Source organism: Campylobacter sp. 7477a, from assembly GCF_014892335.1.
Classification (GTDB): Bacteria; Campylobacterota; Campylobacteria; order Campylobacterales; family Campylobacteraceae; genus Campylobacter_A; species Campylobacter_A californiensis.
This window is the reverse complement of record NZ_JADBJH010000002.1, coordinates 1-23225: the sequence shown is the minus strand read 5'-3', so window position 1 is coordinate 23225 and position 23225 is coordinate 1. Positions and strand designations below refer to the sequence as shown.

The window sequence follows — 23225 nt, the reverse complement described above, 5'->3', positions numbered from 1 at the left end:
GGAAAAATATGCGTTTTGACGAATTAAAAATTTACGAACCAAACATGGATGAATTAAGTAAGGCTAAATTTGCAATTTTAGACACAGACAAGGGAGAGATAAAACTTGAACTTTTTGCAGATGAAGCGCCTCAAACAGTGGCAAATTTTGTTGAGCTCATAAAAAGCGGCTTTTATAATGGGCTAAATTTCCACCGTGTTATACCAAATTTCGTTATCCAAGGAGGATGCCCTCACGGCACAGGCACCGGCGGTCCAGGCTGGAGAATAATATGCGAATGTGACGATCAAAATGTGCGCCATGAACGCGGAAGTCTTAGTATGGCTCATGCCGGACGTGATACGGGCGGAAGTCAATTTTTTATCTGCCACAGCGCACAGCCACACCTTGACGGCGTGCATACCGTGTTTGGCAAATGTGTAGACGATGAGAGCTTAAAAGTGCTTGATAGCATAAGAGCGGGAGATAAGATAAATTCGGCTAGTGTTAAAGAAAACCTCTAAAGGATAAGCCTTGACAACAACACAAGCAAAAAAACCTTTAGCGATCAGGCTAATGACAAATTTAGCCTTTTGGGTCGTAGTAGGTATCGTAGGCGGTATTTTAGTTGGCGTTTTTGCACCAGATCTTGGTGTGGCAAGTAAGCCTGGTATTGATTATTTTATCAAAGCTCTTAAAATTTTAATAGGTCCTATTATATTTTTAACGATAGTTTCTGGCATAGTCGGACTTGAGAGTTTAAAAGACCTAGGAAGTATAGGACTAAAAGCATTTATATACTTTGAAGTGGTAAGCACTCTAGCTTTGGCTTCAGGTATATTTTTTGGCGAAGTTTTACGACCTGGTCATGGCATGAATCTTGACTATACAACGCTTGATCCAAGTAGTGTCGATAAATACACTCACGTTGATCGCGATGTAGGCTCAATGTGGTCGATATTAAAAAGTGCTGTTCCAAGCGACCCGATAAGTCCGTTTATAAATTCAAACACTCTTCAAGTGCTTTTTATGGCTCTTGTTGTAGCGATCGTTCTTTCGTTTTTAAAGCATGACTATAAAAAAGCATGTCTAAGACCACTTGAATTCGTTCAGCATTATGTGCTTAAGCTACTTACTTGGCTTATGCTATTTAGCCCTGCGGCTGCATTTTCAGCAATGGCGTATCTAATCGGCAAATTCGGCCTTAGCTCACTTTTTGGCATGATGGAGCTTCTTGCAGTAATGGCACTTGCTAGCTGCTTTTTTATATTTGTCATACTTGGCATTATCTGCTACTTTGCAAAAGTCAATGTCTTTAAATTTATGCGCTTTATATCAAAAGAGGTTTTGGTTGTATTTGCAACAAGCTCAAGCGAAACCGCTCTTGCACCGCTTATGCAAAAGCTAGAAGCCGCCGGTATCCACAGAGGCGCAGTAGGACTTATCATACCTACAGGATACTCTTTTAACTTAGATTGCACAAACATCTATCTAAGCTTAAGTATTATATTCCTAGCACAAGCCTTTAACATACCGTTAAGCTTCGAACATCTAATCAGCATACTTATCGTGCTAATGATAACAAGCAAAGGCGCGGTTGGTGTTACAGGTTCTGGATTTATCGTATTAGCAGGAACTCTAGCAGCTCTTCCTTCAACAGGTATCCCGGTTGTAACAGTTGCAGTCTTACTGGGAGTTGATAAATTTATGTCAGAAATGCGTGCCGTTGGAAACCTATGCGGCAATGCCGTAGGATGTCTGATCGTATCGATTTGGGATAAAAAGGTCGATATGGAAAAATTCAGATATGCTATCGATCATCCTGAAGAATTTCACTTTCATGCTTAAATTTAGGGCGATTATCCGCCCTAAATTCATCTAAAAACAAATTTGGGCTATGGTTTGGGTATAAAATTTATACCATAGCCGCTTAATTTAAAATATCTCTCTTTCAAGACCAAACTCGACACCGACTTTAGCAAGCTCAAGAGTAGCGTCTATAAATTTATAATCCCCATCCAAATAAGGTAAAAACATAGGAATTTCAGTGCATGCAGCGATATAAACATCTGCCTTAATCTCGCTTATTATTTGGTTAAATTTAGGCACAAATTCTTGCGTTTTACCGGCTTTTACTCCCTTATATATACAGTCCATAAGTCCGTCTTGTTGCTCTTTGCTAAAACCAACGCTATTTAAACCATATTCTTTAAGAATATTGTCGTAAACTCCGGCTTTCTTTGTTCCGCTAGTTGCTATAACAGCGATATCTTTTGCATTTGGATAGCGCTTCTTTACTGCATCTACGGCAACTTTTGCGATATGTAAAATTTTTACACCGGCTTCTTTTTCTACATCAGGAGCAAAGAAATGCGCCGTGTTGCAAGCCATAAGCATAGCCTCGCAACCCGCCTCCTTTAATCTTTTAGCGCTCTGGACTAATTTAGCAAGAGGACTCACACCCTCTCCCATTATAAATTTTGTTCTATCCTCGATCTGTGCGAAACTGTCTATGACTATATGTAGATGTTCCTGGTCACAAGTAGCCGGGGTTAGATCTATGATTTTTTTATATAAATCCGCCGTAGCAAGGGGTCCCATACCGCCTATTATACCTAGCTGTTTCATGAATTCCACACCTTTTCATTAAGTTCGTTTTCACTTTTTGCGATAACAACCGCGCCCATCATATCTCCAACTACGTTCATAGATGTTCTACCCATATCAAGTATAGCATCTATGCCAAGTATCATGCCGTAAGCGATAGCTACTACGCTACCTGCCTCTACTTTTAATCCTACTGACTCAAGTACCATAAGTAGCATAATGGCTCCAGCTCCAGGTACTCCGGCTGTTCCTATAGAGGCCAAAACAGCTGTTAGAACAACGGTAAGCTGCTGTGATAAATCAAGCGGAGAACCGACCACGTTTGCTACAAATATCGCACAGACTCCAAGATATATCGTTGTTCCGTCCATATTTATAGTAGCACCAACAGGAAGAGTAAAGCCAAATATACTTCTTGGAACACCCATGCTTTTTTCTGCTGTTTCCATAGATACAGGTATCGTTGCACCCGATGAACGAGTAACAAATGCCGTAATCATCGGCGGTCTTACCTTTTTAAGAAAAGTCATAGGACTTAGTTTACAGAAAAAGCAAATAGCAAAGTAAACAAGCACAATTTGCAATACCAAACCAATATAAACACTGATCGTTACATTAGCAAGCGGTCCAAACGCCTCCGCGCCATTTTTGGAAAATACGATGAAAATAAGAGCAAAAACACCTATCGGAGCATACTGCATAACCCAGCCAACAACTCTAAACATAACATCGCTCATACCTTCAAAAAAGGCATAAACCGTATCGGCAGCTTTTTTTATGTTCTCTTCTTTACTATCTCTACTAAATGCAAGAGCGATACCAAAAAATATACAAAAACAAATGATAGGCAAAACATCACCTTTTGCAATTGATCCAAATGGATTTGTAGGGATGATATTTAGTAAAATTTCAACAAGAGTAGGCGCTTTGACTTCTTTTGCCACACCTGAAATATTAGCAAGTTCAAGCCCCTCTCCAGGAGATAAGACTACACCAACTAAAAGACCTATAATGATAGCGCATAGCGAGGTAAACATATAAAATACAATAACCTTTAAGCCGACCTTGCCAAGATGTGATGGCGCAATAGAACTAGTTCCTACTATAAGCGTGCAAACTATCACCGGCACCATTATCATTTTTAACAATCTAATAAATAGATCGCCAAATGGTGCTAAAAATTCAATCGCTCCATTTGCTTTTTGAAAAACAATACCAAAAATTGCACCCAAAATAAGACCTACCAGAATTCTAACAAGAAGGTTTGTTCTAAAATATAGGGAAAATATCCCGCCTTTGTTCTCACTCATATCAAGCTCCTAATTGTGATTTAGTTCATTATTATCTTACTCCCTAAAAGCAAAATTTTTTTTTAAATTTAAAAAAAATATACTATCTTGATATTTTTATTCAAAAAGTGTTTAAATTTTACCCATAATTAAAAAAGGTAAAAATTTATTTTAAGATGATTTTAAATTTTTGTGTGAAAATTAACAAAAGAAGAAGAGCGATGAGACTTGCTCATCGCTTAAAATATTAGTTTTTTGGACCTGCTTTTGCGTACTCGATACCCTCTTTAACATCTTCATAACGCTTAAAATTTGCCTCAAACATAGCAGCAAGCTTATCACGAGTTACACGGTATTCATCAGCATTTGCCCATGTATTTATAGGATTAAGAAGTTTTGTTTCAACGCCATCAAGTGCCTTTGGTATAGCTAGATTAAATTTATCAAAATTTTCAAATTCACACTTTGTTATACTTCCATCCAAGATAGCATTTATGCAAGCACGAGTAGCTTTTATGCTCATTCTCTTGCCTACACCGTATGCTCCGCCACTCCAGCCGGTATTTACAAGATAAACATTTACACCGTGCTTATCGATCTTTTCGCCAAGAAGTTTGGCATAAACGGTTGGATGCAAAGGCATGAAAGGCTCACCAAAACATGCGCTAAACGTAGCTACCGGCTCTGTTATACCACGCTCTGTTCCTGCTACTTTTGCAGTATAACCACTTAAGAAATAATACATTGCTTGTTCTTTTGTAAGCTTTGAAACAGGAGGTAGTACGCCAAATGCATCTGCAGTTAGGAAGATAATATTTTTAGGATGACCTGCGCTTAGACTTGGCTCATGGTTTTGGATATGTTCGATAGGATAGCTTACGCGAGTATTTTCTGTTTTACTACCATCTTTGTAATCAACAACGCCGTTTTCATCTGCTACAACATTTTCAAGCAGAGCATTACGTTTGATAGCGCCGTAAATTTCAGGCTCACTAGATGGGTCAAGGTTTATACACTTTGCATAACAGCCGCCCTCAAAGTTAAACACACCATCATCATCCCAGCCGTGCTCGTCATCTCCTATTAGCTTGCGGTGCGGATCGGTTGAAAGTGTTGTTTTGCCTGTTCCGCTTAGTCCAAAAAACAGTGCAGTATCTCCGTCTTTGCCGACATTTGCCGAACAGTGCATACTAAGCTTTCCTTCAAGCGGAAGCCAGTAATTCATCATGGAAAAAATTCCTTTTTTCATCTCGCCGCCATACCACGTTCCGCCGATAACAGCGATGTTTTCTTCGACATTAAATATAACAAAAACTTCGGAATTTAGTCCATCTTCTTTAAAGCTATCATTTACGCATTTACAAGCGTTAAAAACAACAAAATCAGGTTTAAAATTTTTAAGCTCTTGTTGGCTTGGACGAATAAACATATTTTTTACAAAATGAGCTTGCCATGCAACTTGAGTTACAAAGCGAACCGAGCGTTTTGATTTGGCACTTGCACCACAATAAGCATCTTGAACATAAAGGTCGCTTCCGCTCAATTGTTTTTTTGCTTTAGCTAAAAGCTTATCAAAAAGTTCTTTTGTGATAGGTTGGTTTATCTTACCCCATGCAATGTATTTTTGGCTTTCGTCTTGTTTTACGAAGTATTTATCTTTTGGACTTCTACCTGTAAAAATTCCAGTATCCACCATAAAAGTACCGTTGTCGCTTACTCTGCCTTCGCCGTTGCGCTTTTCGTGTTCAAAAAGCTCATCGTAGCTTATGTTGTGAAAAATTTCTTTCACACCGTTTAGTCCAAGCTTTGCAAGTTCACTGATCATAACATTTCCTTATAAATTTATTTAAATATGGACAAAAGCACACCGGCTGCGACCGCAGAGCCGATAACACCCGAAACATTTGGTCCCATAGCATGCATAAGCAAAATGTTAGTGCAATCTTCCTTAATACCCTCTTTATTAGCAACTCTAGCCGACATCGGAACAGCGCTAACACCGGCTGCACCTATAAGTGGATTTATCTTGTCTTTGCTAAATTTATTCATAATTTTAGCCATTATAATACCAGCTGCAGTTCCTATAGAAAATGCAACAAGACCTAGCATTAAAATACCTAGCGTGTTTGGTACAAGAAATTTTTCAGCGGCCAATTTAGAGCCAACAGAAAGTCCCAAAAATATCGTTACGATATTTATAAGAGCGTTTTGCATGGTATCGCTCAAGCGCTGAACTACGCCACATTCACGCACCAAATTTCCAAAAGCAAGTGCGCCGATAAGCGGAGTTGCATCAGGAAGCACAAGGACACAAAGCATCAAAATCGTAATAGGGAAGATGATCTTTTCACGCTTGCTTACCTCTCGCAACTGCACCATGCGAATTTTACGCTCTTCTTTTGTCGTAAGCGCTCTCATGATCGGTGGTTGTATAATCGGAACTAACGCCATATACGAGTATGCTGCAACGGCTATAGCTCCAAGCAAATCAGGCGCAAGTCTGGAAGCTAAAAATATCGCCGTAGGACCATCCGCTCCACCTATAATACCAATCGCAGCGGCATCCGCTAAAGAAAAATTAAAAATGGAAGTATGTTGGCTAAGAGCCAATGCGCCAATAAGTGTTGCAAAAATTCCAAACTGTGCCGCGCCTCCTAGCATAGCTGTTTTTGGATTAGCTAGAAGTGGTCCAAAGTCAGTCATCGCTCCGACACCCATGAAAATGATAAGAGGGAAAAGTCCGCTTTCTATACCAAAACCGTAAATAATACCCAAAAATCCGTTTGGACCAGCGATTTCGGCAATTGGGATATTTGCCAGTAGTCCACCAAATCCGATAGGAAGCAACAAAAGCGGCTCAAATCCTTTTTTAATCGCTAAATAAAAAAGCAAAAAGCAGACAAAAAACATTATGATCCTGCCCCAGCTTTGAGTAAATTTGCTTAACTCATGTCCCGAACTATCTTTTAGCCCATCGGTCGGATTTAAAAAAGCATTTATGCCGGTAGTCTTGTAAAAACCCCTAAAAAGATCGCCTATGCTTTTTTCTTTATACTCAACCTTTGGCGCACTAGGAGCGGCTTGAACAGTATCTGCATAACAAAATATCGATGCGAAAGTAACAAGCATCATATAAAGTAAAATTTTTTTCATAAATTTTTACATCCTAGCTAAGACTTGTCCATTTTGGACATTTTGACCCTGTATCACTTCAATGACGCTTATTACTCCATCATTTGCAGCAGGAACTTCGATCTCCATCTTCATTGCTTCTAAAATAACAACAGCTTGTCCTTTTTTAACACTATCGCCTACTTTGACTAAAATTTTACTAACAGTACCTGGCAGGCTACTAAGTATCGCTTCTCCGGTTGAAGTTTTAGATGAAGTCTGGACTTGTGGCGCAGACACAGGAGTTATACTTTTTGCCTCTACACCATCACTAAAGCCCTCTTTAACTTCGACATTATAGGTCGTGCCATTTACAACTACGCTGTATTTTCCATTATTTGAGCTTGCAACTTGATTTAAAGCAACCTCTTTTGTTTTTTGCATTTGACTTATCTTGCGAACATTAACCTTTGCTTCACCTTTTAAGAATGCGATACCTTTTTCTTTACAGGCGGCGGCTATAAATAAATTCTCATCATTTATCTCAATGCCCTCTTTAGTTAAAATTTCTCTTGTATGAGCCAAAGATTTACTTTCGTCACGATCTGCTATATCAAGCGCTTTTTGCGTGGTAGGTTCTAATTTTAATTGCTCGGCAGCTAATTTTACGACTTCACTGTCTGGAGCGCAAGGGGTTTTGCCGAAGTAACCAAGAACCATTTTGCCATACCCTTCGGCGATATTTTTCCATTTTCCAAACATTACGTTATTAAATGCTTGCTGGAAATAAAACTGACTAACAGGCGTTACACTTGTGCCATATCCACCCTTTTCAACGACTTCGCGCATGGCGTCAATTACTTGAGGAAATTTATCAAGTATGTTATTATCACGCATCATTTGAGTGTTTGCCGTAAGTGCGCCGCCAGGCATAGGAGAAAATGGTATCAAAGGACTTACTTGCGTTGCCTCAGGCGGAGTGAAATAATCACTCAAGCAACCTTTTAACACATCTTCGTATTTTAAAATTTTCTCTACATCAAGACCGCCAAGATCATAATCCTTACCTTTAACAGCATGAAGCATAGTTAGGATATCAGGCTGAGATGTTCCGCCGCTAAGAGGCGCGGCAGCCAGGTCTATACCGTCAGCCCCTGCTTCAAGTGCAGCCAAGTAACATGACACGCTCACGCCAGCCGTCTCATGAGTATGAAGTCGCACATGAGTGCCTTCAGGCAGTAGTCTTCTAGCCATTTTTATGGTTTCGTATACTTTTTGGGGGCTACTTGTGCCGCTTGCGTCTTTAAAGCAAACACTATCATAAGATATGCCTGCATCTAAAATTTCACGCAAAATTCTCTCATAAAAAGCAACATCGTGAGCACCAACACAGTTTGGCGGTAGATCCATCATCGTAACGACGACTTCGTGTTTGAGTCCGTGATGAACTATCCTTTCGCCAGAGTATTTTAAATTTTCAACATCATTTAAGGCATCGAAATTTCGTATCGTAGTTGTGCCGTGTTTTTTAAACATTTTTGCGTGCAGGTCGATAAGCTCTCTACTTCCAGTGTCAAGCATAACGGTATTTACACCGCGTGCGAGTGTTTGTAAATTTGCATCTTTTCCCACGATAGATCTAAATTTATCCATCATCTCAAAGGCGTCTTCGTTTAGATAAAAATACAAACTTTGAAAACGTGCGCCTCCGCCAAATTCAAAGTGAGTTATGCCGGCATCTTTTGCAGCCTCAAGAGCCGGGAAAAAGTCATTCATAAGCACGCGTGCACCATAAACCGACTGAAAACCGTCACGAAAAGTCGTGTCCATAATGTCAATAAATTTCTTTGCCATTTTTTACCTTCTTGTGTTTTTCTTGTATTGATTTATAGCGGCGCCTATGACTGCCACCAACTCGTTATTGTTTATCGAAGTTTGATTTGGTTTGGATGGGGGTGGTAAAACATCAGGCATACTTGCAAAGCGTTCAAAAATTTTAGCCTGAACCTTAAGCACAAGAACCATTAGCATGAGAAATAAAAATACACTACTCATGCCAAGGATCATAAATCTAAAACCTTCAGCAACTAGATTTACTTGCATAAAAATTTCCTTTAAGATCTCAAATTTTCTAAAAATATATCAAAAAACAACTAAAAAAGAGTTTGTCTACACTAAAAATATATCAAAAAATTTAAAAGTGTAGCAATCAGAAAACGGCACCTTTAAAACCAAAAAGATGCCGTTTGTCTATCAGCTAAAAAACAACATATTTATCATAATAGCTAGCACGAAAATAGGCGATACGTATCTAACCAGAATATACCAAACATCAAACATAAAATCAGTCATATATGGGCTAAATAACGTATATAGCGCCTCTTTTTTGATAATATATCCGGCAAATATAGCCCCGCCTATACCACCAAGCGGAAGTAAAATTTTCTCAGCCGTAAAATCAAGGAAACTAAAGAAATCTTTGCCAAACACCATGTATTTGTCACCAACTCCTTCGATATTTGCAAATATACAAAGTATACCAAGAGCAAAAATTCCACCGCCAACGATAGCTAGCGACTTTGCACGACTTATATCAAATTCACGTATAAGGAAAAATACAAAAGGTTCAATGATAGATATCGCAGAGGTTAGTGCCGCAAAACTAAGCGCCGTAAAGAACATGATCGCAAGAATATTGCCCGTAAAGCCTAAATTTGCAAAGAGTGTAGGAAGCGACATAAATACCAGCCCAACACCTTGAGACGGTTCTGCATCAAATTCAAATACAAATGTAAATATCACAAGTCCTGCTATGATAGCTATGAGGATATTTATACCGACAACGCTTATTGTAGACCTAAATAAATTTGCATCATCAGAGAGTGAAGCCGAGTAAGTAATAATAACTGCCATACCTAACGACATAGTAAAAAATGCAAGTCCAAGTGCTGAAAAAAACGAAGCTAATGTTATTTTGCTAAAATCAGGAACAAGTAAAAACTGTGCAGCTTTTATAAATCCATCCATGGTGCATGAGTAAAATAACATAAATAAAAGCATCAAAAAAAGAGCAGGCATCATCCATACACTTATCTTTTCTATACCGCTTTTAACACCGCGAGAAAGGATAAGCAAGCAAGTAGCAAACGCTAAAGCAAAAAATACAAACTGCCCCAACGAATCTTTTGTTAAAAACTCAAGAAAATAATCCTTAGAGCTTTCGATATTTTTAGGCAAAGATGTAAAAGAGAGCGTAAGATACTTAAATACCCAACCTATAATCACTAGATAATAACTAGCGATAACAGCCGCAGTAACCATAGTAAGACCGCCGACATAACCCCAGAATTTTTTGTTTTTAAACGCTAATTTTCTAAAGGCGTTTACACTATCACTTTCACTAAGCTTACCTATGCTTAATTCTGCTAAAAAAACCGGTATCGCTACTAAACAGCAGATCAAAATATAAAGCATAACAAAGGCTGAGCCACCATTTTCTCCTACGACATAAGGAAATTTCCATATCGCACCAAGTCCTACGGCAGAGCCTGCCACCGCAAGAACATAACCTATCCTACTAAACTGTTCTTTTTGCACTATAAAATTCCTTTCACTAAAACTATAAATACACACACGGGAGCAATGTATCGGACTAGAAAATACCAAATTTTAAAGACCCTTTCTCCCATATATGGTACAAATAATTTTTTTAATGTATTAACTTGCATGAAGTATCCGACAAAAATCGATATAACTATACCACCAAGAGGAAGCATGATGTTTGAGCTTAGATAATCAAGACAATCAAAAAAACTTTTATCAAAAAATTTGAGTATCTCCTTAACCTCGTTTATATTTGAAAGCGCACAAAGTACACCCAAAACATAAACTACGCTACCTACTATAAGAATTGATCTTACGCGACTTAAGCCAAAATTTCTATTTAGATAGAAGATGCATGGCTCCACCATCGAAATGGCAGATGTAAGTCCCGCAAAGACAAGTGTTATAAAAAACGTAAAACAAAGCACATTACCAAGCACTCCCAGCTTAGCAAAAAGTGTAGGAAGCGAGATAAAGGCAAGACCGACACCTTGAGACGGCTGGGCATCAAATTCAAACACAAAGGTAAACACGATCAGACCGATGATAATGCTGATTATGATATTTAAAAAAACTACATATAAAGAAGAGGTAAATAAATTTGTATTATCATCAAGACTTGAAGAGTATGTTAAAACCGCCCCTATACCGATGCACATGGTAAAAAACGCAAGCCCAAGCGCCATAAAAATACTATCTGAATTTATCTTAGAAAAGTCAGGGACAAGCAAAAACTCCGCCGCCTTATCAAATCCATTCATGCTTGTAGAATAAGCAAGCATTAATAAAAGTAGGACAAAGAGTATCGGTATAAGCCATAAATTTATACGCTCTATGCCACTTTTAATACCCTTTGTAAGTATAAAAAAGTAAGCAAAAAATGCTATGGAAAAATACAAAATTTGTTCCCAAGCGTTAGTTGAGATAAAATTTCCAAACAAATTTGTCGAAGTCTCAATATCGGCAGGTAGCTTTGAAAGCGCAACGACGCTATATCTTATGACCCAACCGATAATAAGTGTATAAAAAGAGGCGACAAATAAACCAGTGATCATAATAACGCCGGCAAATCCCCACTCTTTAGAATGAGAAGGGGCTAGCTTTTTAAATGCATTTACCGTATCGCTAAGTGAAATTTTACCCATAGCCATCTCGGCAAAAAATATACTAAGCCCAACGACAATGGCGAAAAACAGATATAATAAAACAAATGCCGAACCGCCGTTTATGCCTACTAGATAAGGAAATTTCCACGCATTTCCAAGCCCTATAGCTGCTCCGACGATAGATAAAATAAAGCCTATTTTGCTAAATTTTTCACTCATATCAACTGCCAAAAATTTGATAAAGCATGATAGCAATTATCGCAAGCGGAGTAATATAACGAAGTAAAAAATACCAAATTTCAAACACTTTCTCATTCATAAATGATCCAAAAAGTGTAAGTAAAGCCTCTTTTTTAAGCATAAATCCAACAAAAAAGCTAAATACAATGGCACCAAACGGCATTAAGACGTTTGAAGTAGCATAGTCAAGAAGGTCAAACATCGGCTTACCTAAAAATGTAAAACTCTCAGATGTCGGCTTATAGTAAGAAAATATACAAAATGCACCCAAGACGTATACGACCATACCGATATAAATCAAAGCATTTAGACGAGTTATTTTAAATTTATTTACAAGATAAAAGACAAATGGCTCTATCATGGAAACCGCACTTGTAACACCTGCAAACAAAAGTGATGTAAAAAATGCAACCGATAAGATGTTACCCACTATTCCAAGCTTTGCAAAAAGAGTCGTTAAAGATACAAAGATAAGTCCTGGTCCAGCCTGTGTAGTGTCTCCGCCGTAAGCAAAAACAAAGGTAAACACGACAAGCCCCATCATGATACCGATTAAGATATTTATAAATATGATAGAAAGCGTAGCTTTTACCAAATTTGTTCCGTCAGAGAGATTTGCAGCGTATGTAGGAACAGTGCAAACGCCCATGGATAGTGAAAAAAACGCAAGACCAAGAGCCATCAAGACTGTATCTGCAGTTATAGCACCAAAATTTGGAACAAATAAAAATTCAGCCGCTTTTAAAAATCCATCAGCCATTGAGAACGAATAAAACAGCATTAAAACCAGCAAAACAAAAAGTGTCGGCATCATCCATATATTTAGCTTTTCTATACCGCCCTTTATGCCTTTTGAAACTACAAAAAATACAATAAAAAACACGACACTAAAACAGATTAAAGCACTAAAGACATCGCCGCTTAAAAGCAGGCCAAATATCGCTCCGGCCTCTGACACATCTTTAGGAAGCGCAGTAAAGCTTATGTATATATAGTATAGGATCCAGCCGATAACAACCATATAAAACGAAGCTATCAAAACAGCCGTTATCATAAAAAACCCTGTAAGTGACCATGCTTTTTTGTGTTTTGGTGCTAATTTATACATGGAATTTACTATATCCGTCTCACCTAATTTTCCTATGCTCAATTCAGCCAAAAAAGCAACAAAAGCAACACCAAAGGTAAGAGCCAGATAAAGCACTATGAAGGCAGAACCTCCGTTATTTCCAACCATAGTTGGAAATTTCCAAGCATTACCAAGTCCTACGGCAGAGCCTGCCATCGCCAAAACAAATCCTATTTTTGAAAACTTATCATTTAACATTTGTAGCCTATTTTAAATTTTTTTAAAATAAATCAAACGATACCATAAAAATCATAAAAAAACTTTTATTTTTGGATAACTTTAAGAAATTTTACACTGTTTTAAAAAGCTTATGTTTTTATTTGAAACACAGCATAAAACTTTAAGAAAATCAAAGCTTTATTTTTGTATCATACGACTTCAAAAGTCAAGTAGGGGACAGATCCGAAAGCTTTTAAAAATTTCACAAGGAGTTACGATGAAAAAAGTCGTATTTTTAATGTTAGCTCTTGCTGGTTTTGCATTTGGCGCAGACGGCGAGATGGTTAGATCTTATTCTGTTATCGCAGCCGGTATCGGTCTTGGTCTTGCTGCTCTTGGCGGCGCTATCGGTATGGGTAACACAGCTGCAGCAACTATTAGCGGTACAGCTAGAAACCCTGGCGTAGGTTCAAAACTTATGACTACAATGTTTATCGCACTTGCGATGATCGAAGCACAAGTTATTTACGCACTTGTTATTACACTTATCGTTCTTTACGCAAACCCAATGCTTGGCTAAGCGCTAGACGTTAAATTTAGCCCCATTCTTGGGGCTTTTGTTCTTTCTTAAAAATTCTTTTTGCGATCATGGTGGAATTGGTAGACACGCTATCTTGAGGGGGTAGTGCCAGTAGGTGTGCGAGTTCGAGTCTCGCTGATCGCACCATACACTTAAATTTAAAACTACCGTCTTACATATCTTATATAATTAGACTCAATTGTTAAAAATACTTATTAACAAAGAGGACAAAACGGCAAAGTGCCGTTTTGCGTGGATTACATAAATACAGGGATATTTGTATGCTCTAGGAAAAATCTTGATGTTCCGCCAAGCACCATTTCCATTAAGCCATTTTCTCCGTGTCTTCCGGCTACTATAAGGTCGGCATTTGCTTCATTTGCCACCTTAAGAAGAGCTTCGCCCGGTATAGAAGTTGTATCTACGACATCAAAAGTAGCTTTTATGCCGTGAAGACCAAAATACTCTTCAAGCTTTTTAAGATTAATCTCCGCATTTTCTCCAAGGCTTGCCTTAGATGTTACGCAATGGACATTTTGGGCACGTTTTAAAAGATCTAGTGAACTAGTTAACGCACGTGAACTTTGTGGAGTAGCCGTCCAGCTTACAAGGATATTATTTGCACTAAATTCTTTTAAATTTCTTGGTATAGCTATCACGTTTTTGCCACTTTTTATAACAGCGGCTTCAAAAGTCCCGGTTATCTTACCGTTTAAAGGAACGGCAGCAACAACCATATCACAAAATTTAGACTCTTGCTCTACTATCGCGCTACGCTTTCCTTGATGTGTTACGAAATTTGCAGTGCACATGCCATCTATTGACTTGTCACTGATTTTAATATCAAGCTCTTTGCAAATTCGTTTAAACATCGCTTCATTTTGCTCGTGTTCTTCTTTCATGTCTGCCTTTGCCGACTTTAAAAATTCCTCAAACAAAACTCCGCCTCTTAACGTCATTTTCATGTTATAAACAATGCTAGGATCAAGCTGGCAAGCCATGATCTCCATGTGTGAATGAAACCACTTTGTAACTTTTAAAGCACCATAAACGCGTTGCTCTATATCATCACCTGCACCTATTGGAAATAAAATCTTTTTATACTTCATGTCAGATCCTTTGTGAAATTTTACTCTGCTAAAGATAGCGAAATTTTATTACCTTTTTGTTCGCTAACTACAACCTCTACAACATCGCCTACTTTTAGTGGAGTTTTTATTTTAGATATATGTAAAAGCCCGTCTACACCATCTTTTAATTCGACAAAAACACCAAAATCGACAACATTTTTTACAGCACCTTGAAATTTATCTCCGATATTAAACGTAGGCTTTACTCTATCTTTATCACGGTCGCGCCCATGTGGTTTCTTAGAAAAACCTCTTGAGTTATCTTTTGACGTGATTTCTATAATATAATCTTTTGCCGCATCAACATTTCTCTTAGCGCCACCGGCTATTTTAACCTCACCTTTTTCTCTATCAAGATCAATTGATACTTCAAAGCGTTCGATTATCTCTTTTATGGTTTTGCCGGCTTGTCCGATGATATCTACTATCTTACCCGGATCAACACTAAAGAGCTCAAGCTTTGGCAAAATTTCTTCATTAACAACGATCGCATTGTCTGCTTCTTCCATTAAATTTAAGATATGCTCGCGACCGCGTTTTGCCTGTTCAAGCGCCTCTTTAAGAACTTCAAGGCTAATTCCGCCAAGTTTTATATCCATCTGAAGCGCAGTTATACCGTCACGACTTCCAGCGACCTTAAAGTCCATATCGCCATCATGGTCTTCAAGCCCCATAATATCGGTTAAAACAGCATGCTTGTCGCCTTCAAACACAAGGCCCATCGCAACTCCCGCAACCAACTTTTGCGTGTCTACACCGGCTGCACGAAGCGCCAAAGAGCCACCACAAACACTTGCCATAGAGCTTGAGCCGTTACTTTCTAAAATTTCAGAAACAACACGCATTGTATATGGAGAATTTACATCTATGCTTGGAGTTAGTGCACGTTTTGCAAGGTTACCGTGTCCTAGTTCACGTCTGCCCGGTGCCTTAAGAGGGCTTGCTTCGCCAACGCTAAATCCAGGGAAGTTATAGTTAAACATAAATTTTTCTACAAGAGCTGTTTTTTCTGTTAAGATATCATACATCTGTGCATCGCTGTCAGTTCCTAGCGTAGCAACAACCAAGGCTTGTGTCTGACCGCGAGTAAACAAACATGAGCCATGTGCATTTGGCAGGACATTTGTTTCAATGCTTATTGGACGAACCTCGTCAAGTCTTCTGCCGTCAGCACGAATTCCTTCGTTGATGATTTGTTCGCGGACGATTTTTTTCTTAAATTTACCAAGAACATTTGAGATAACGCCCTCTTCCCATCCTTCTTGCTGGGCTATTTCGTCGCTTAAAATTTGCTTGGCTATCTTTGTAAGCTCGCTTGCACGCTCGCTTTTTGCCATTTGGTTGATAGCATTTTTAACATCGTTTTTATAAAATTTATCGATATAAACAGCTATGTTTTCATTTTCTATTTCAGGTTTTAGCTCAAGGACTGCGTCATCTTTTTTATGTTCTTTAAATGCCTCTTCGTAGGCATTGCTCGCGCGAAGTATCGCCTTAGCCGCAAAGTCTATCGCCTCGACCATTCTATCTTCACTAAATTCATTCATGCTTTGTTTGTCGATAATGTTATCTTCAAGGCTAGGACTCATTATCGGATCAATAGCCGCGATAGGTATTATCTGTGCGCTTTGTTGAGGGAGGCTTCTCATCTCTATCATCAAAAGCTCATCTTTTGTACCGGCTACGTAAAGATCAAGCGCGCTCTCTTTTAATTTAGAATTGCTTGGATTTATGACAAATTCATCATCTATATATCCAACCCTAACACCGCAAACAGGACGATTAACCGGTATATCACTTAGATAAAGTGCAACCGAAGCCGCATTAAGTCCTACAACTTGCAAATCAACCTCTGGATCTGCAGATAGCACCATAACAACTATTTGTGTAGGATAGGCGTAGCCTTTAGGAAAAAGTGGTCTTAAAGAGCGGTCAATAATACGCGCTGTTAATGTTTCAAAATCACCCGGCTTAGTTTCACGCTTTACATAACCACCAGGTATCCTTCCTGCGGCGTAAGCTTTTTCTATATATTGGACGGTAAGCGGTAAAAAGTCCTCGCTAACTTGCGTATCTTCCCTAGCTACCGTAGCCAAGACAACCGTGTTTTTAACACGTAGTAAAACCGCCCCAGCTGCTTGTTTTGCAACTTTATTTAGGTCAAAAATTTCAACCTGATTATTTACTTCTATACTATATTGCATTATTTTTCTCTCCTTGTTGTTTTTGTAACGGTAAATAGTAAGGACTCTCTTCTAAAATAGACATTATACTTTCACTTGTTACGGCTATCTTTTTAGCATAATAACTATCCACATCTATAAAGTCGGCTATTTTATTTATCATATAAATTTCATCTACTAAATCATTTAAGCTAGCAGCCACATCGGTTGCTATGACGGGTGTGGCATACGCGATTGATTTTACTTTTAAGCCCATTAAAGTCTTTATGCAAACTGATGCGGTAAGCCCTGTTTCGCAGCCTTCATCTATAAGCAAGATATTTCTATCTTTTAGCTTGCCAAGTAAATTTCCTTTTCTATACTTGTATACGTTTTTTAAAATTTTCTCTTCGTATTTTCTATGTGCTTCGCCGTATACAAAGTCATAACTTATATTAAAAGCTCTTATCAAGGCATCATCTAAAACGATATCTTCGGTTTCGCTTACTATGCCTATGCTACACTCCGGGTTATTTGGCGCAAATATCTGTTCGCTAAACAGCATCTCGTAGCTAAGCCCCAGACCTTTGCATATAAAATCCGTCAGTAAAACAGAATCAAGCGACATACAAACCATTATGGTCTTTCTGTCGACAAGCTCCTTTTTTGGCAAAATTTCAAGTAGTTTCGCCGCCGCATCGAGCTGGTCTTTAAATTTATCTATATTTTCAGCCATTAGTTGCTTCCGGTGCTAGGGTCAGACTCTACTGAGAAATCATAATTAATACCGCCCATAGGGTAAAAATTTACAGTGAATAAAAAGCCGTTTACTTTTCTTGTGGCTGAACCATCGGTTGTAGTTACAGGCTCTATGTCTTTTTTGTATATAAGACCGTAGTTCCAACATTTTCTATGATGTAGCACGCCAACACTCCATGTCTTCGTATAATCCCGCTCAAGGTCATATTGCCAAGTGCCTGTTATTTTATACTGACGAGGTAAATTTATAGATGTAGAGCTAGTTAAATAGCTGTCTTTATCAGAATTTCCTTTTTTTAACATAGTATGCATAATGCTCGCACCAAATCTATCATTTGAGTATCTTGCTCCGCTTTGAAGCTTTTTAAAATCATTATCTACGTGAGAATACTCAAGCTTGTTGTAAAAAGATAAATTTTTAGTCGGATATAGTGCGATGGTATTTTTTAAATTTCCATACTCGTCTTCGCCGGTATAGTATCCTTGAGAAATGGTATGCCTTATAATTTTTCTGCCTTCTGAGTTGTAAAAATACTGAGTCGCATATGCTAAAAATTCATCTTTTGTTTTTTCTTGTGCTAAGAAATTTTCGTATTGGTTTTTAAGCCCTGCATATACGGTATCCGAGTAAATATACTCATCACTTAGATCACCCCTATTGTAGCCCTTTTTGATATACTCGACACCAAAATTTATAGCATGAAAGAAGTCATCATAAGGCTTAGCAAGGTCTGTGTGAAGCGCTAGTCTGTGATAATTATTTACATAAATATCGCTCTTGTCCTCGCTTAAATCAATCGCAGAGATTGCTTTTCTATTATAATCTATACGGCTTGCATAGAAATTTTCATAAAAAGAAAATGTCGCAGCTTCGTCAAATACCGGCAAGTGAAATGAAACAGGAACATTTAACTCATACTGAGTCGCCGTTACACCGATATAACGGTCGTATCTATGCGACTGAACATCAACAGAGTAAAGCAAATTTGGCAACACTAAAGTGTCGGTAAATTTATGATACTGAAGACTTGGTAGCTCTTGAAGGGTGGTTTTGTTTTCATATCTGCTACCTACTTTTTCAGTATCTATATAATACTTCGCGTAAGCTCCCAAAAAGTGCTTTTCATTTGCTATAAAATAGTTAAATTTAGAAGTCACCAACGAGTCAAAGTCGTCTTCTCTTCCCTTTAAATTTAAATAGTCTATGTCATTTAAATCAGTAGCATTTATCCACAAACCCTCTTGTAAAGGTGCGTCAGTTAGGTATTTTACAAGTTTATCGCGCTCATACTCAAAGCTAATACCTTTGTGAGTTTTGTTTTTTAGACTTAGCTCTTTTGTGTTTTTATTTGCCTCTCTTTCGCGGTAACTCTCACGGTCTCTAAAGGCTCCAAAGCTAAACTCTCCTCTTGAATCAGGCGAATCAACAAACCTAAACGAGCCATAAAGTCCGGCACCTCTTTTGGTGCGTATTTGCGGGTCAAGTTGCAAGTCCCACTCGTTATACGGGGCAAAATAAACAGGCTGTTTAAAATAAACCCCCTCGCCTGCACTATATCCCATATCAGGCGGCAAAAGTCCAGTTCTTCTAGTAGTATCTGTTGGAAATCCAAAATACGGAAGGTAAAACACCGGAGTATCGCCGACAAATGGTAGATCGACGGTAAAAACCGGGTTAAACATATGCAAAAATTTGCTTTCTTTATTTAACATGGCAGAGCTTGAAGATATACTCCAGTCCGGATCTTGCACATTACAACTTGATACTAAAGCTCTTTTTGTGCGGTAATACTCATCATCAGAGCTACTTTCGTCGCTCTTCATCCAGACTTCCATCTCTTTATCCATCATAAAAAGCGCTTCAAAACTACTTTCGTTGTTTTTTAGATTTATCTTTGCATAACTTGAGCGTGAAATTTCTCCAGCACCTTTCATCATGTTTACATTGCCAAAGAGTTCTATTATGGAATTATTTTGATCATAAATAGCACGGTCAGCCGTAACAAGGTATGTTTGAGAGTAGACAACAACGTTTTTTTCGGCAGTTATTACACCGGCTTCTTGGCTTACGTTATCGGCTAAAAGCTGGACATTTTGGATATCGGCAAAAGAATTTAAGCAGCAAGCTAATGTAAGCGGTAAAACTTTACGCAACATTTACTACGACCGTCTTTGCTAACTTATCATGCCATGTTTGACGAGCCGAGTTGCCAAATGCCCATACAAATCCAAGATAAAAAGACATCTCGCCAAACACTCTCATAGCCGCCCTTGAAAGACTAGCCGCCAAATTTGGCTTATCAAGGACATCAACATCTATGCAAATTATTTTCATCATGATTTTACCGATACTGGCACCATAATACCAAGTAAAAAATGTCTGGTATATTATCTTTAAAACCACCATCTGAAAGACAAGCGCCGAGGCCAATAAAACCGTCTCTTCATATGTGGTCACTTGCGCAAATTTATCCCAGTAAATCACCATAAACAAAATGCTTATAAGCACCTCATCTATGCAAAACGCATAAATTCGTCTTGCAAAACTTGCCAAAGAGATATTTTCTCGTTCAAGCTTTTGGATTATCGTATCTGCGCTCATCTAAGAGCCTGCCAAGCTATATCTTTGCGGTATTGCATGCCTTTAAATTCTACATTTTTACAAAGCTCATATGCCCTTTCTTGCGCATTTTTTATACTATCTCCAAGACCGACACAGACCAAAACGCGTCCACCACTGGCATAAATTTCACCATCTTCTTCACTAACTCCTGCATAAACTAAATGTGAATTTTCAGGAATTTGCTTAACGCTTATCTTTGCTTTTGGTGAATTTTTATAAGGGTAATTTTCGCTTGCTATCACAACACCGACAGCACATTGTGCTTTTAGCTTAACCGCTTCAAGCTTACCATTTGCTGCATTTAGTAAAATTTCACTCAAGTTTCCGTCTATTAAAGGCATTAATACTTCACACTCGGGATCGCCAAATCTCACATTAAATTCAAGCACATAAGGTTCATCTCCAACTACCATCACGCCTACAAAGAGCACTCCGCAAAAAGGTGCATCCTCGTTTTGCATACCTTTTAAAGTCGGTTTTACAACCTCATCCTCAAGACTTTTTATCAAATTTGCACTAGCCAATGGACTTGGGGCATATGCGCCCATTCCGCCGGTATTTGGACCTTTGTCGTTATCAAGAAGACGCTTATGATCTTGAGCCACAGGCAAGCTTACGAAATTTTCTCCATCACAAATAGCAAAAAAGCTTAATTCAAATCCGTCCAAATACTCCTCGACGACAATTCGTTTTCCAGCATCGCCAAAGCTATCTCCGCTAAGCATATCACTAACTGCGTCTTTTGCCTCATTGTAGGTTTGAGCGATAATAACGCCTTTACCCGCACATAGTCCATCAGCCTTAACGACAACAGGAAGCCCTAATGTGTCTATAAATTTAAATGCCTCTTCCTTGTTGTCCGTGTTTAGGTACTGCGCGGTTTTTATATTATTTTTAGCCAAAAAGTCCTTCATATATGCCTTACTACCCTCAAGTCTAGCCGCGGCCCTACTTGGTCCAAATACAGCCAGCCCATGTGCTTTAAACACATCTACTACGCCGGCACTAAGCGGGGCTTCAGGCCCTACTATGGTGAGGTCTATGGCATTATCTATGGCAAATTTGGCCAGTTGTTCAAAATCAGACATTAAGATATTTTCGCCGATTTTTGTAGTTGCGCCGTTACCGGGAGCAAAATAGATCTTTTCAACATTTGTTTCGCTTTGTAGTTTTAAACCGATGGCGTATTCTCTGCCACCGTTGCCAATGATAAGGATTTTCATGTCTTCTCCGTTTTAAAAACCCGAGTGAGCGTCGCATAAAAGAGTGGCCCAAAATTAAGCCAATCTTGCAAATAGATGACTGACAAACGGTTGCAACTTCTCGCACCCAATGTGCTCAAACGAAGCCACATCACAAGACAACCATACATCTTCGCTAATACAATAGTGTTGGACCCCGTTAAAATGCTTACTCGCTTCACTCAGGCTTAGAAATTATATAAAAAATTTACTTAAACTAACGTTTTGGCTATATTAATACATTCATTTACGCTTTGAAGCTGTGATATTTTTAAATTTTTAGCAAATTTAAGCTCGTTTGCGGTAGTTTTGCCGATAGCAACCGCCTTATAACTCTCGTCAAAGCCAAAATTTTTGATAAAATTTATAACAGCAGATGGAGCGGTAAAGATTATCACGCTACCGTTTGGCGGTCTCTGCTCATCCCTTAACGGCTTGTATAAATTTTCATAAGCTATGATCTGATCTATGCTAACGCCATCGTTTTTTAAAATTTCAAAGATATTTGAAGCGGTGGTTTTGGCTCTTAAAAAAACAACTTTTTTCGCAGCCAAAAACGGCAAAATTTCATGCGCAAATTCATTTCCGTGAGCATTTTTGGCAGTATAAATTTTATTAAAGCCAAACTCCATCGCGGCCTTACTTGTCGCCTTACCTATGGAGTAAATTTGCAAATTTTCAACTGGTAAAATTTCATTAAATTTTAAAGCATTTATGCTGTTTTTTGAAGTTATAATAAGAGCGTCGTAATTATTTAAATTTACATCAAATTTTAAAAAAGAAATTTCGTTTAAAACAAGTGTTTTAACACCTTCAAATTTTAAATCAGAACCGACTAGATAGATCATTTTCATCCTTTTGTCGGCTAATTTTAACGTATTTATTTAAATTTCTATAAATTTAGCTATCTTGCCTTTAAATATCCAAATTTATTTACCATCACGAACGATATAAGCACACCTAAAAAACACAAGCATATCACTATAGTCGTGCTGACAAATATATCTCCAAGCCCAACAAGTGGCGAAACTATACCACCTAGGAAAAACGGGCAAAAACCAAGCATAGCAGATGCCGAGCCCGCATACTCTCTGCCACAATTCATCGCAAGTGCCGAAGATGTCGGCAGTAAAAAGCCCGTAAAAAACATCTGGACAAAAAAGCAAGACACCACAAACCAAACATCAAGTCTTAACCCAAAAACCACGCTAAGATACACGCATGAAACAAAAAGTCCTATAACTCCGACATAAAGAGAGCGCCTTTCTTTAAGCTTGCTTGAGATACCGGCACCAACGCTTAAAGCAAAGCCGTTTGCACCAAAACAAAGTGCATACTCAACTTCACTAAGACCTATCCTTTCTCACTTTTTTCGTAAAAAATTTTCTCATTTTTCACCCAAACGTAAAAAATGAGAATTTCACCCCTCAAACTCCACATCAATCATATAGCTTGTAGCATTTGTATCCACGCGTTAAAACTGACAGTAACTTGCATTTAAAATGAC

At 38.3% G+C, this 23225-nt stretch carries 20 protein-coding genes and 1 tRNA gene; 5 read left to right on the top strand and 16 right to left on the bottom strand.

The annotated features are described in order from the left end of the window. The first annotated feature begins 44 nt into the window (after positions 1-44). Positions 45-503: a peptidylprolyl isomerase gene (locus CCAL5182_RS00825; RefSeq protein ID WP_394352344.1), complete on the top strand. Its 459-nt coding sequence runs from the start codon at positions 45-47 to the stop codon at positions 501-503. Positions 504-555: 52 nt separating this feature from the next. Continuing rightward, a complete protein-coding gene (locus CCAL5182_RS00820; RefSeq protein ID WP_169936582.1) occupies positions 556-1827 on the top strand; it encodes a cation:dicarboxylate symporter family transporter in 1272 nt (423 codons plus the stop codon). 87 nt (positions 1828-1914) lie between these two features. Here the strand turns inward: CCAL5182_RS00820 and CCAL5182_RS00815 are convergent, their stop codons facing one another. From CCAL5182_RS00815 to CCAL5182_RS00775, 9 genes are all read right to left on the bottom strand, one after another. Next, complete coding sequence (locus tag CCAL5182_RS00815; RefSeq protein WP_169936176.1) at positions 1915-2607, bottom strand: aspartate/glutamate racemase family protein; 693 nt, start codon at positions 2605-2607, stop codon at positions 1915-1917. Continuing rightward, positions 2604-3896 carry a dicarboxylate/amino acid:cation symporter gene (locus CCAL5182_RS00810; protein ID WP_336610015.1) on the bottom strand — a complete coding sequence of 431 codons (1293 nt, stop codon included), beginning with the start codon at positions 3894-3896 and terminating at the stop codon, positions 2604-2606. Before CCAL5182_RS00810 ends, CCAL5182_RS00815 begins: the two co-directional genes overlap by 4 nt. A gap of 226 nt (positions 3897-4122) precedes the next feature. Further along, a complete protein-coding gene (gene pckA, locus CCAL5182_RS00805) occupies positions 4123-5700 on the bottom strand; it encodes a phosphoenolpyruvate carboxykinase (ATP) (RefSeq protein ID WP_194239023.1) in 1578 nt (525 codons plus the stop codon). A gap of 17 nt (positions 5701-5717) precedes the next feature. After that, positions 5718-7028 carry a sodium ion-translocating decarboxylase subunit beta gene (locus tag CCAL5182_RS00800; RefSeq protein ID WP_169936173.1) on the bottom strand — a complete coding sequence of 437 codons (1311 nt, stop codon included), beginning with the start codon at positions 7026-7028 and terminating at the stop codon, positions 5718-5720. 6 nt (positions 7029-7034) lie between these two features. Next, positions 7035-8840: a biotin/lipoyl-containing protein gene (locus tag CCAL5182_RS00795; RefSeq protein WP_336610014.1), complete on the bottom strand. Its 1806-nt coding sequence runs from the start codon at positions 8838-8840 to the stop codon at positions 7035-7037. Positions 8841-8843: 3 nt separating this feature from the next. Further along, positions 8844-9089 carry an OadG family transporter subunit gene (locus tag CCAL5182_RS00790; protein WP_169936169.1) on the bottom strand — a complete coding sequence of 82 codons (246 nt, stop codon included), beginning with the start codon at positions 9087-9089 and terminating at the stop codon, positions 8844-8846. Between the two features lie 150 nt (positions 9090-9239). Next, entirely contained in the window at positions 9240-10583 is a 1344-nt protein-coding gene (locus tag CCAL5182_RS00785) for a sodium-dependent transporter (RefSeq protein WP_169936167.1), read from the bottom strand. Further along, a complete protein-coding gene (locus tag CCAL5182_RS00780) occupies positions 10583-11914 on the bottom strand; it encodes a sodium-dependent transporter (protein WP_336610013.1) in 1332 nt (443 codons plus the stop codon). The genes CCAL5182_RS00785 and CCAL5182_RS00780 overlap by 1 nt, the downstream gene beginning before the upstream one ends. 1 nt (position 11915) lies before the next feature. After that, the gene (locus tag CCAL5182_RS00775) at positions 11916-13262 is read right to left on the bottom strand and encodes a sodium-dependent transporter (RefSeq protein ID WP_169999821.1); all 1347 of its coding nucleotides are present in this window, start codon (positions 13260-13262) and stop codon (positions 11916-11918) included. 238 nt (positions 13263-13500) lie between these two features. Here CCAL5182_RS00775 and CCAL5182_RS00770 point away from each other — a divergent pair, with 238 nt between their 5' ends. Continuing rightward, positions 13501-13803, top strand: a complete 303-nt coding sequence (locus CCAL5182_RS00770) for a F0F1 ATP synthase subunit C (RefSeq protein ID WP_169936161.1) — start codon at positions 13501-13503, stop codon at positions 13801-13803. 62 nt (positions 13804-13865) lie between these two features. Continuing rightward, a tRNA-Leu gene (locus CCAL5182_RS00765) sits at positions 13866-13950 on the top strand. 110 nt (positions 13951-14060) lie between these two features. Here the strand turns inward: CCAL5182_RS00765 and CCAL5182_RS00760 are convergent. The 7 genes from CCAL5182_RS00760 to CCAL5182_RS00730 form a co-directional block, all read right to left on the bottom strand. Beyond that, positions 14061-14912, bottom strand: a complete 852-nt coding sequence (locus CCAL5182_RS00760; protein ID WP_169972085.1) for a universal stress protein — start codon at positions 14910-14912, stop codon at positions 14061-14063. A 20-nt stretch (positions 14913-14932) separates the two neighbouring features. After that, entirely contained in the window at positions 14933-17137 is a 2205-nt protein-coding gene (locus CCAL5182_RS00755) for a polyribonucleotide nucleotidyltransferase (RefSeq protein WP_336610012.1), read from the bottom strand. Continuing rightward, positions 17127-17831, bottom strand: a complete 705-nt coding sequence (locus CCAL5182_RS00750; RefSeq protein ID WP_169972087.1) for a phosphoribosyltransferase family protein — start codon at positions 17829-17831, stop codon at positions 17127-17129. Before CCAL5182_RS00750 ends, CCAL5182_RS00755 begins: the two co-directional genes overlap by 11 nt. Beyond that, positions 17831-20011 (bottom strand): LPS-assembly protein LptD, encoded by a 2181-nt coding sequence (locus CCAL5182_RS00745; protein ID WP_336610011.1) that lies wholly within the window; start codon positions 20009-20011, stop codon positions 17831-17833. Before CCAL5182_RS00745 ends, CCAL5182_RS00750 begins: the two co-directional genes overlap by 1 nt. Then, a complete protein-coding gene (locus CCAL5182_RS00740) occupies positions 20001-20456 on the bottom strand; it encodes an RDD family protein (RefSeq protein WP_170016241.1) in 456 nt (151 codons plus the stop codon). Before CCAL5182_RS00740 ends, CCAL5182_RS00745 begins: the two co-directional genes overlap by 11 nt. After that, entirely contained in the window at positions 20453-21700 is a 1248-nt protein-coding gene (gene purD / locus CCAL5182_RS00735) for a phosphoribosylamine--glycine ligase (protein WP_336610010.1), read from the bottom strand. Before purD ends, CCAL5182_RS00740 begins: the two co-directional genes overlap by 4 nt. Before the next feature lie 230 nt (positions 21701-21930). Continuing rightward, positions 21931-22566 (bottom strand): uroporphyrinogen-III synthase, encoded by a 636-nt coding sequence (locus tag CCAL5182_RS00730; RefSeq protein ID WP_169999826.1) that lies wholly within the window; start codon positions 22564-22566, stop codon positions 21931-21933. Positions 22567-22707: 141 nt separating this feature from the next. Between CCAL5182_RS00730 and CCAL5182_RS00725 the strand changes: the two genes are divergently transcribed. Beyond that, positions 22708-22971, top strand: coding sequence for a hypothetical protein (locus tag CCAL5182_RS00725; RefSeq protein WP_336610009.1), 264 nt, complete (start codon positions 22708-22710; stop codon positions 22969-22971). The last annotated feature ends 254 nt before the right edge of the window (positions 22972-23225 follow it).

What these genes read in the sequence shown, in the direction of transcription:
- CCAL5182_RS00825 (WP_394352344.1), top strand. Translation starts at nt 45, where the DNA reads ATGGATGAATTAAGTAAGGCTAAATTTGCAATTTTAGACACAGACAAG.
- CCAL5182_RS00820 (WP_169936582.1), top strand. Translation starts at nt 556, where the DNA reads ATGACAAATTTAGCCTTTTGGGTCGTAGTAGGTATCGTAGGCGGTATT.
- CCAL5182_RS00815 (WP_169936176.1), bottom strand. Translation starts at nt 2,607, where the DNA reads ATGAAACAGCTAGGTATAATAGGCGGTATGGGACCCCTTGCTACGGCG.
- CCAL5182_RS00810 (WP_336610015.1), bottom strand. Translation starts at nt 3,896, where the DNA reads ATGAGTGAGAACAAAGGCGGGATATTTTCCCTATATTTTAGAACAAAC.
- pckA (WP_194239023.1), bottom strand. Translation starts at nt 5,700, where the DNA reads ATGATCAGTGAACTTGCAAAGCTTGGACTAAACGGTGTGAAAGAAATT.
- CCAL5182_RS00800 (WP_169936173.1), bottom strand. Translation starts at nt 7,028, where the DNA reads ATGAAAAAAATTTTACTTTATATGATGCTTGTTACTTTCGCATCGATA.
- CCAL5182_RS00795 (WP_336610014.1), bottom strand. Translation starts at nt 8,840, where the DNA reads ATGGCAAAGAAATTTATTGACATTATGGACACGACTTTTCGTGACGGT.
- CCAL5182_RS00790 (WP_169936169.1), bottom strand. Translation starts at nt 9,089, where the DNA reads ATGCAAGTAAATCTAGTTGCTGAAGGTTTTAGATTTATGATCCTTGGC.
- CCAL5182_RS00780 (WP_336610013.1), bottom strand. Translation starts at nt 11,914, where the DNA reads ATGAGTGAAAAATTTAGCAAAATAGGCTTTATTTTATCTATCGTCGGA.
- CCAL5182_RS00775 (WP_169999821.1), bottom strand. Translation starts at nt 13,262, where the DNA reads ATGTTAAATGATAAGTTTTCAAAAATAGGATTTGTTTTGGCGATGGCA.
- CCAL5182_RS00770 (WP_169936161.1), top strand. Translation starts at nt 13,501, where the DNA reads ATGAAAAAAGTCGTATTTTTAATGTTAGCTCTTGCTGGTTTTGCATTT.
- CCAL5182_RS00760 (WP_169972085.1), bottom strand. Translation starts at nt 14,912, where the DNA reads ATGAAGTATAAAAAGATTTTATTTCCAATAGGTGCAGGTGATGATATA.
- CCAL5182_RS00755 (WP_336610012.1), bottom strand. Translation starts at nt 17,137, where the DNA reads ATGCAATATAGTATAGAAGTAAATAATCAGGTTGAAATTTTTGACCTA.
- CCAL5182_RS00750 (WP_169972087.1), bottom strand. Translation starts at nt 17,831, where the DNA reads ATGGCTGAAAATATAGATAAATTTAAAGACCAGCTCGATGCGGCGGCG.
- CCAL5182_RS00745 (WP_336610011.1), bottom strand. Translation starts at nt 20,011, where the DNA reads ATGTTGCGTAAAGTTTTACCGCTTACATTAGCTTGCTGCTTAAATTCT.
- CCAL5182_RS00740 (WP_170016241.1), bottom strand. Translation starts at nt 20,456, where the DNA reads ATGAGCGCAGATACGATAATCCAAAAGCTTGAACGAGAAAATATCTCT.
- purD (WP_336610010.1), bottom strand. Translation starts at nt 21,700, where the DNA reads ATGAAAATCCTTATCATTGGCAACGGTGGCAGAGAATACGCCATCGGT.
- CCAL5182_RS00730 (WP_169999826.1), bottom strand. Translation starts at nt 22,566, where the DNA reads ATGATCTATCTAGTCGGTTCTGATTTAAAATTTGAAGGTGTTAAAACA.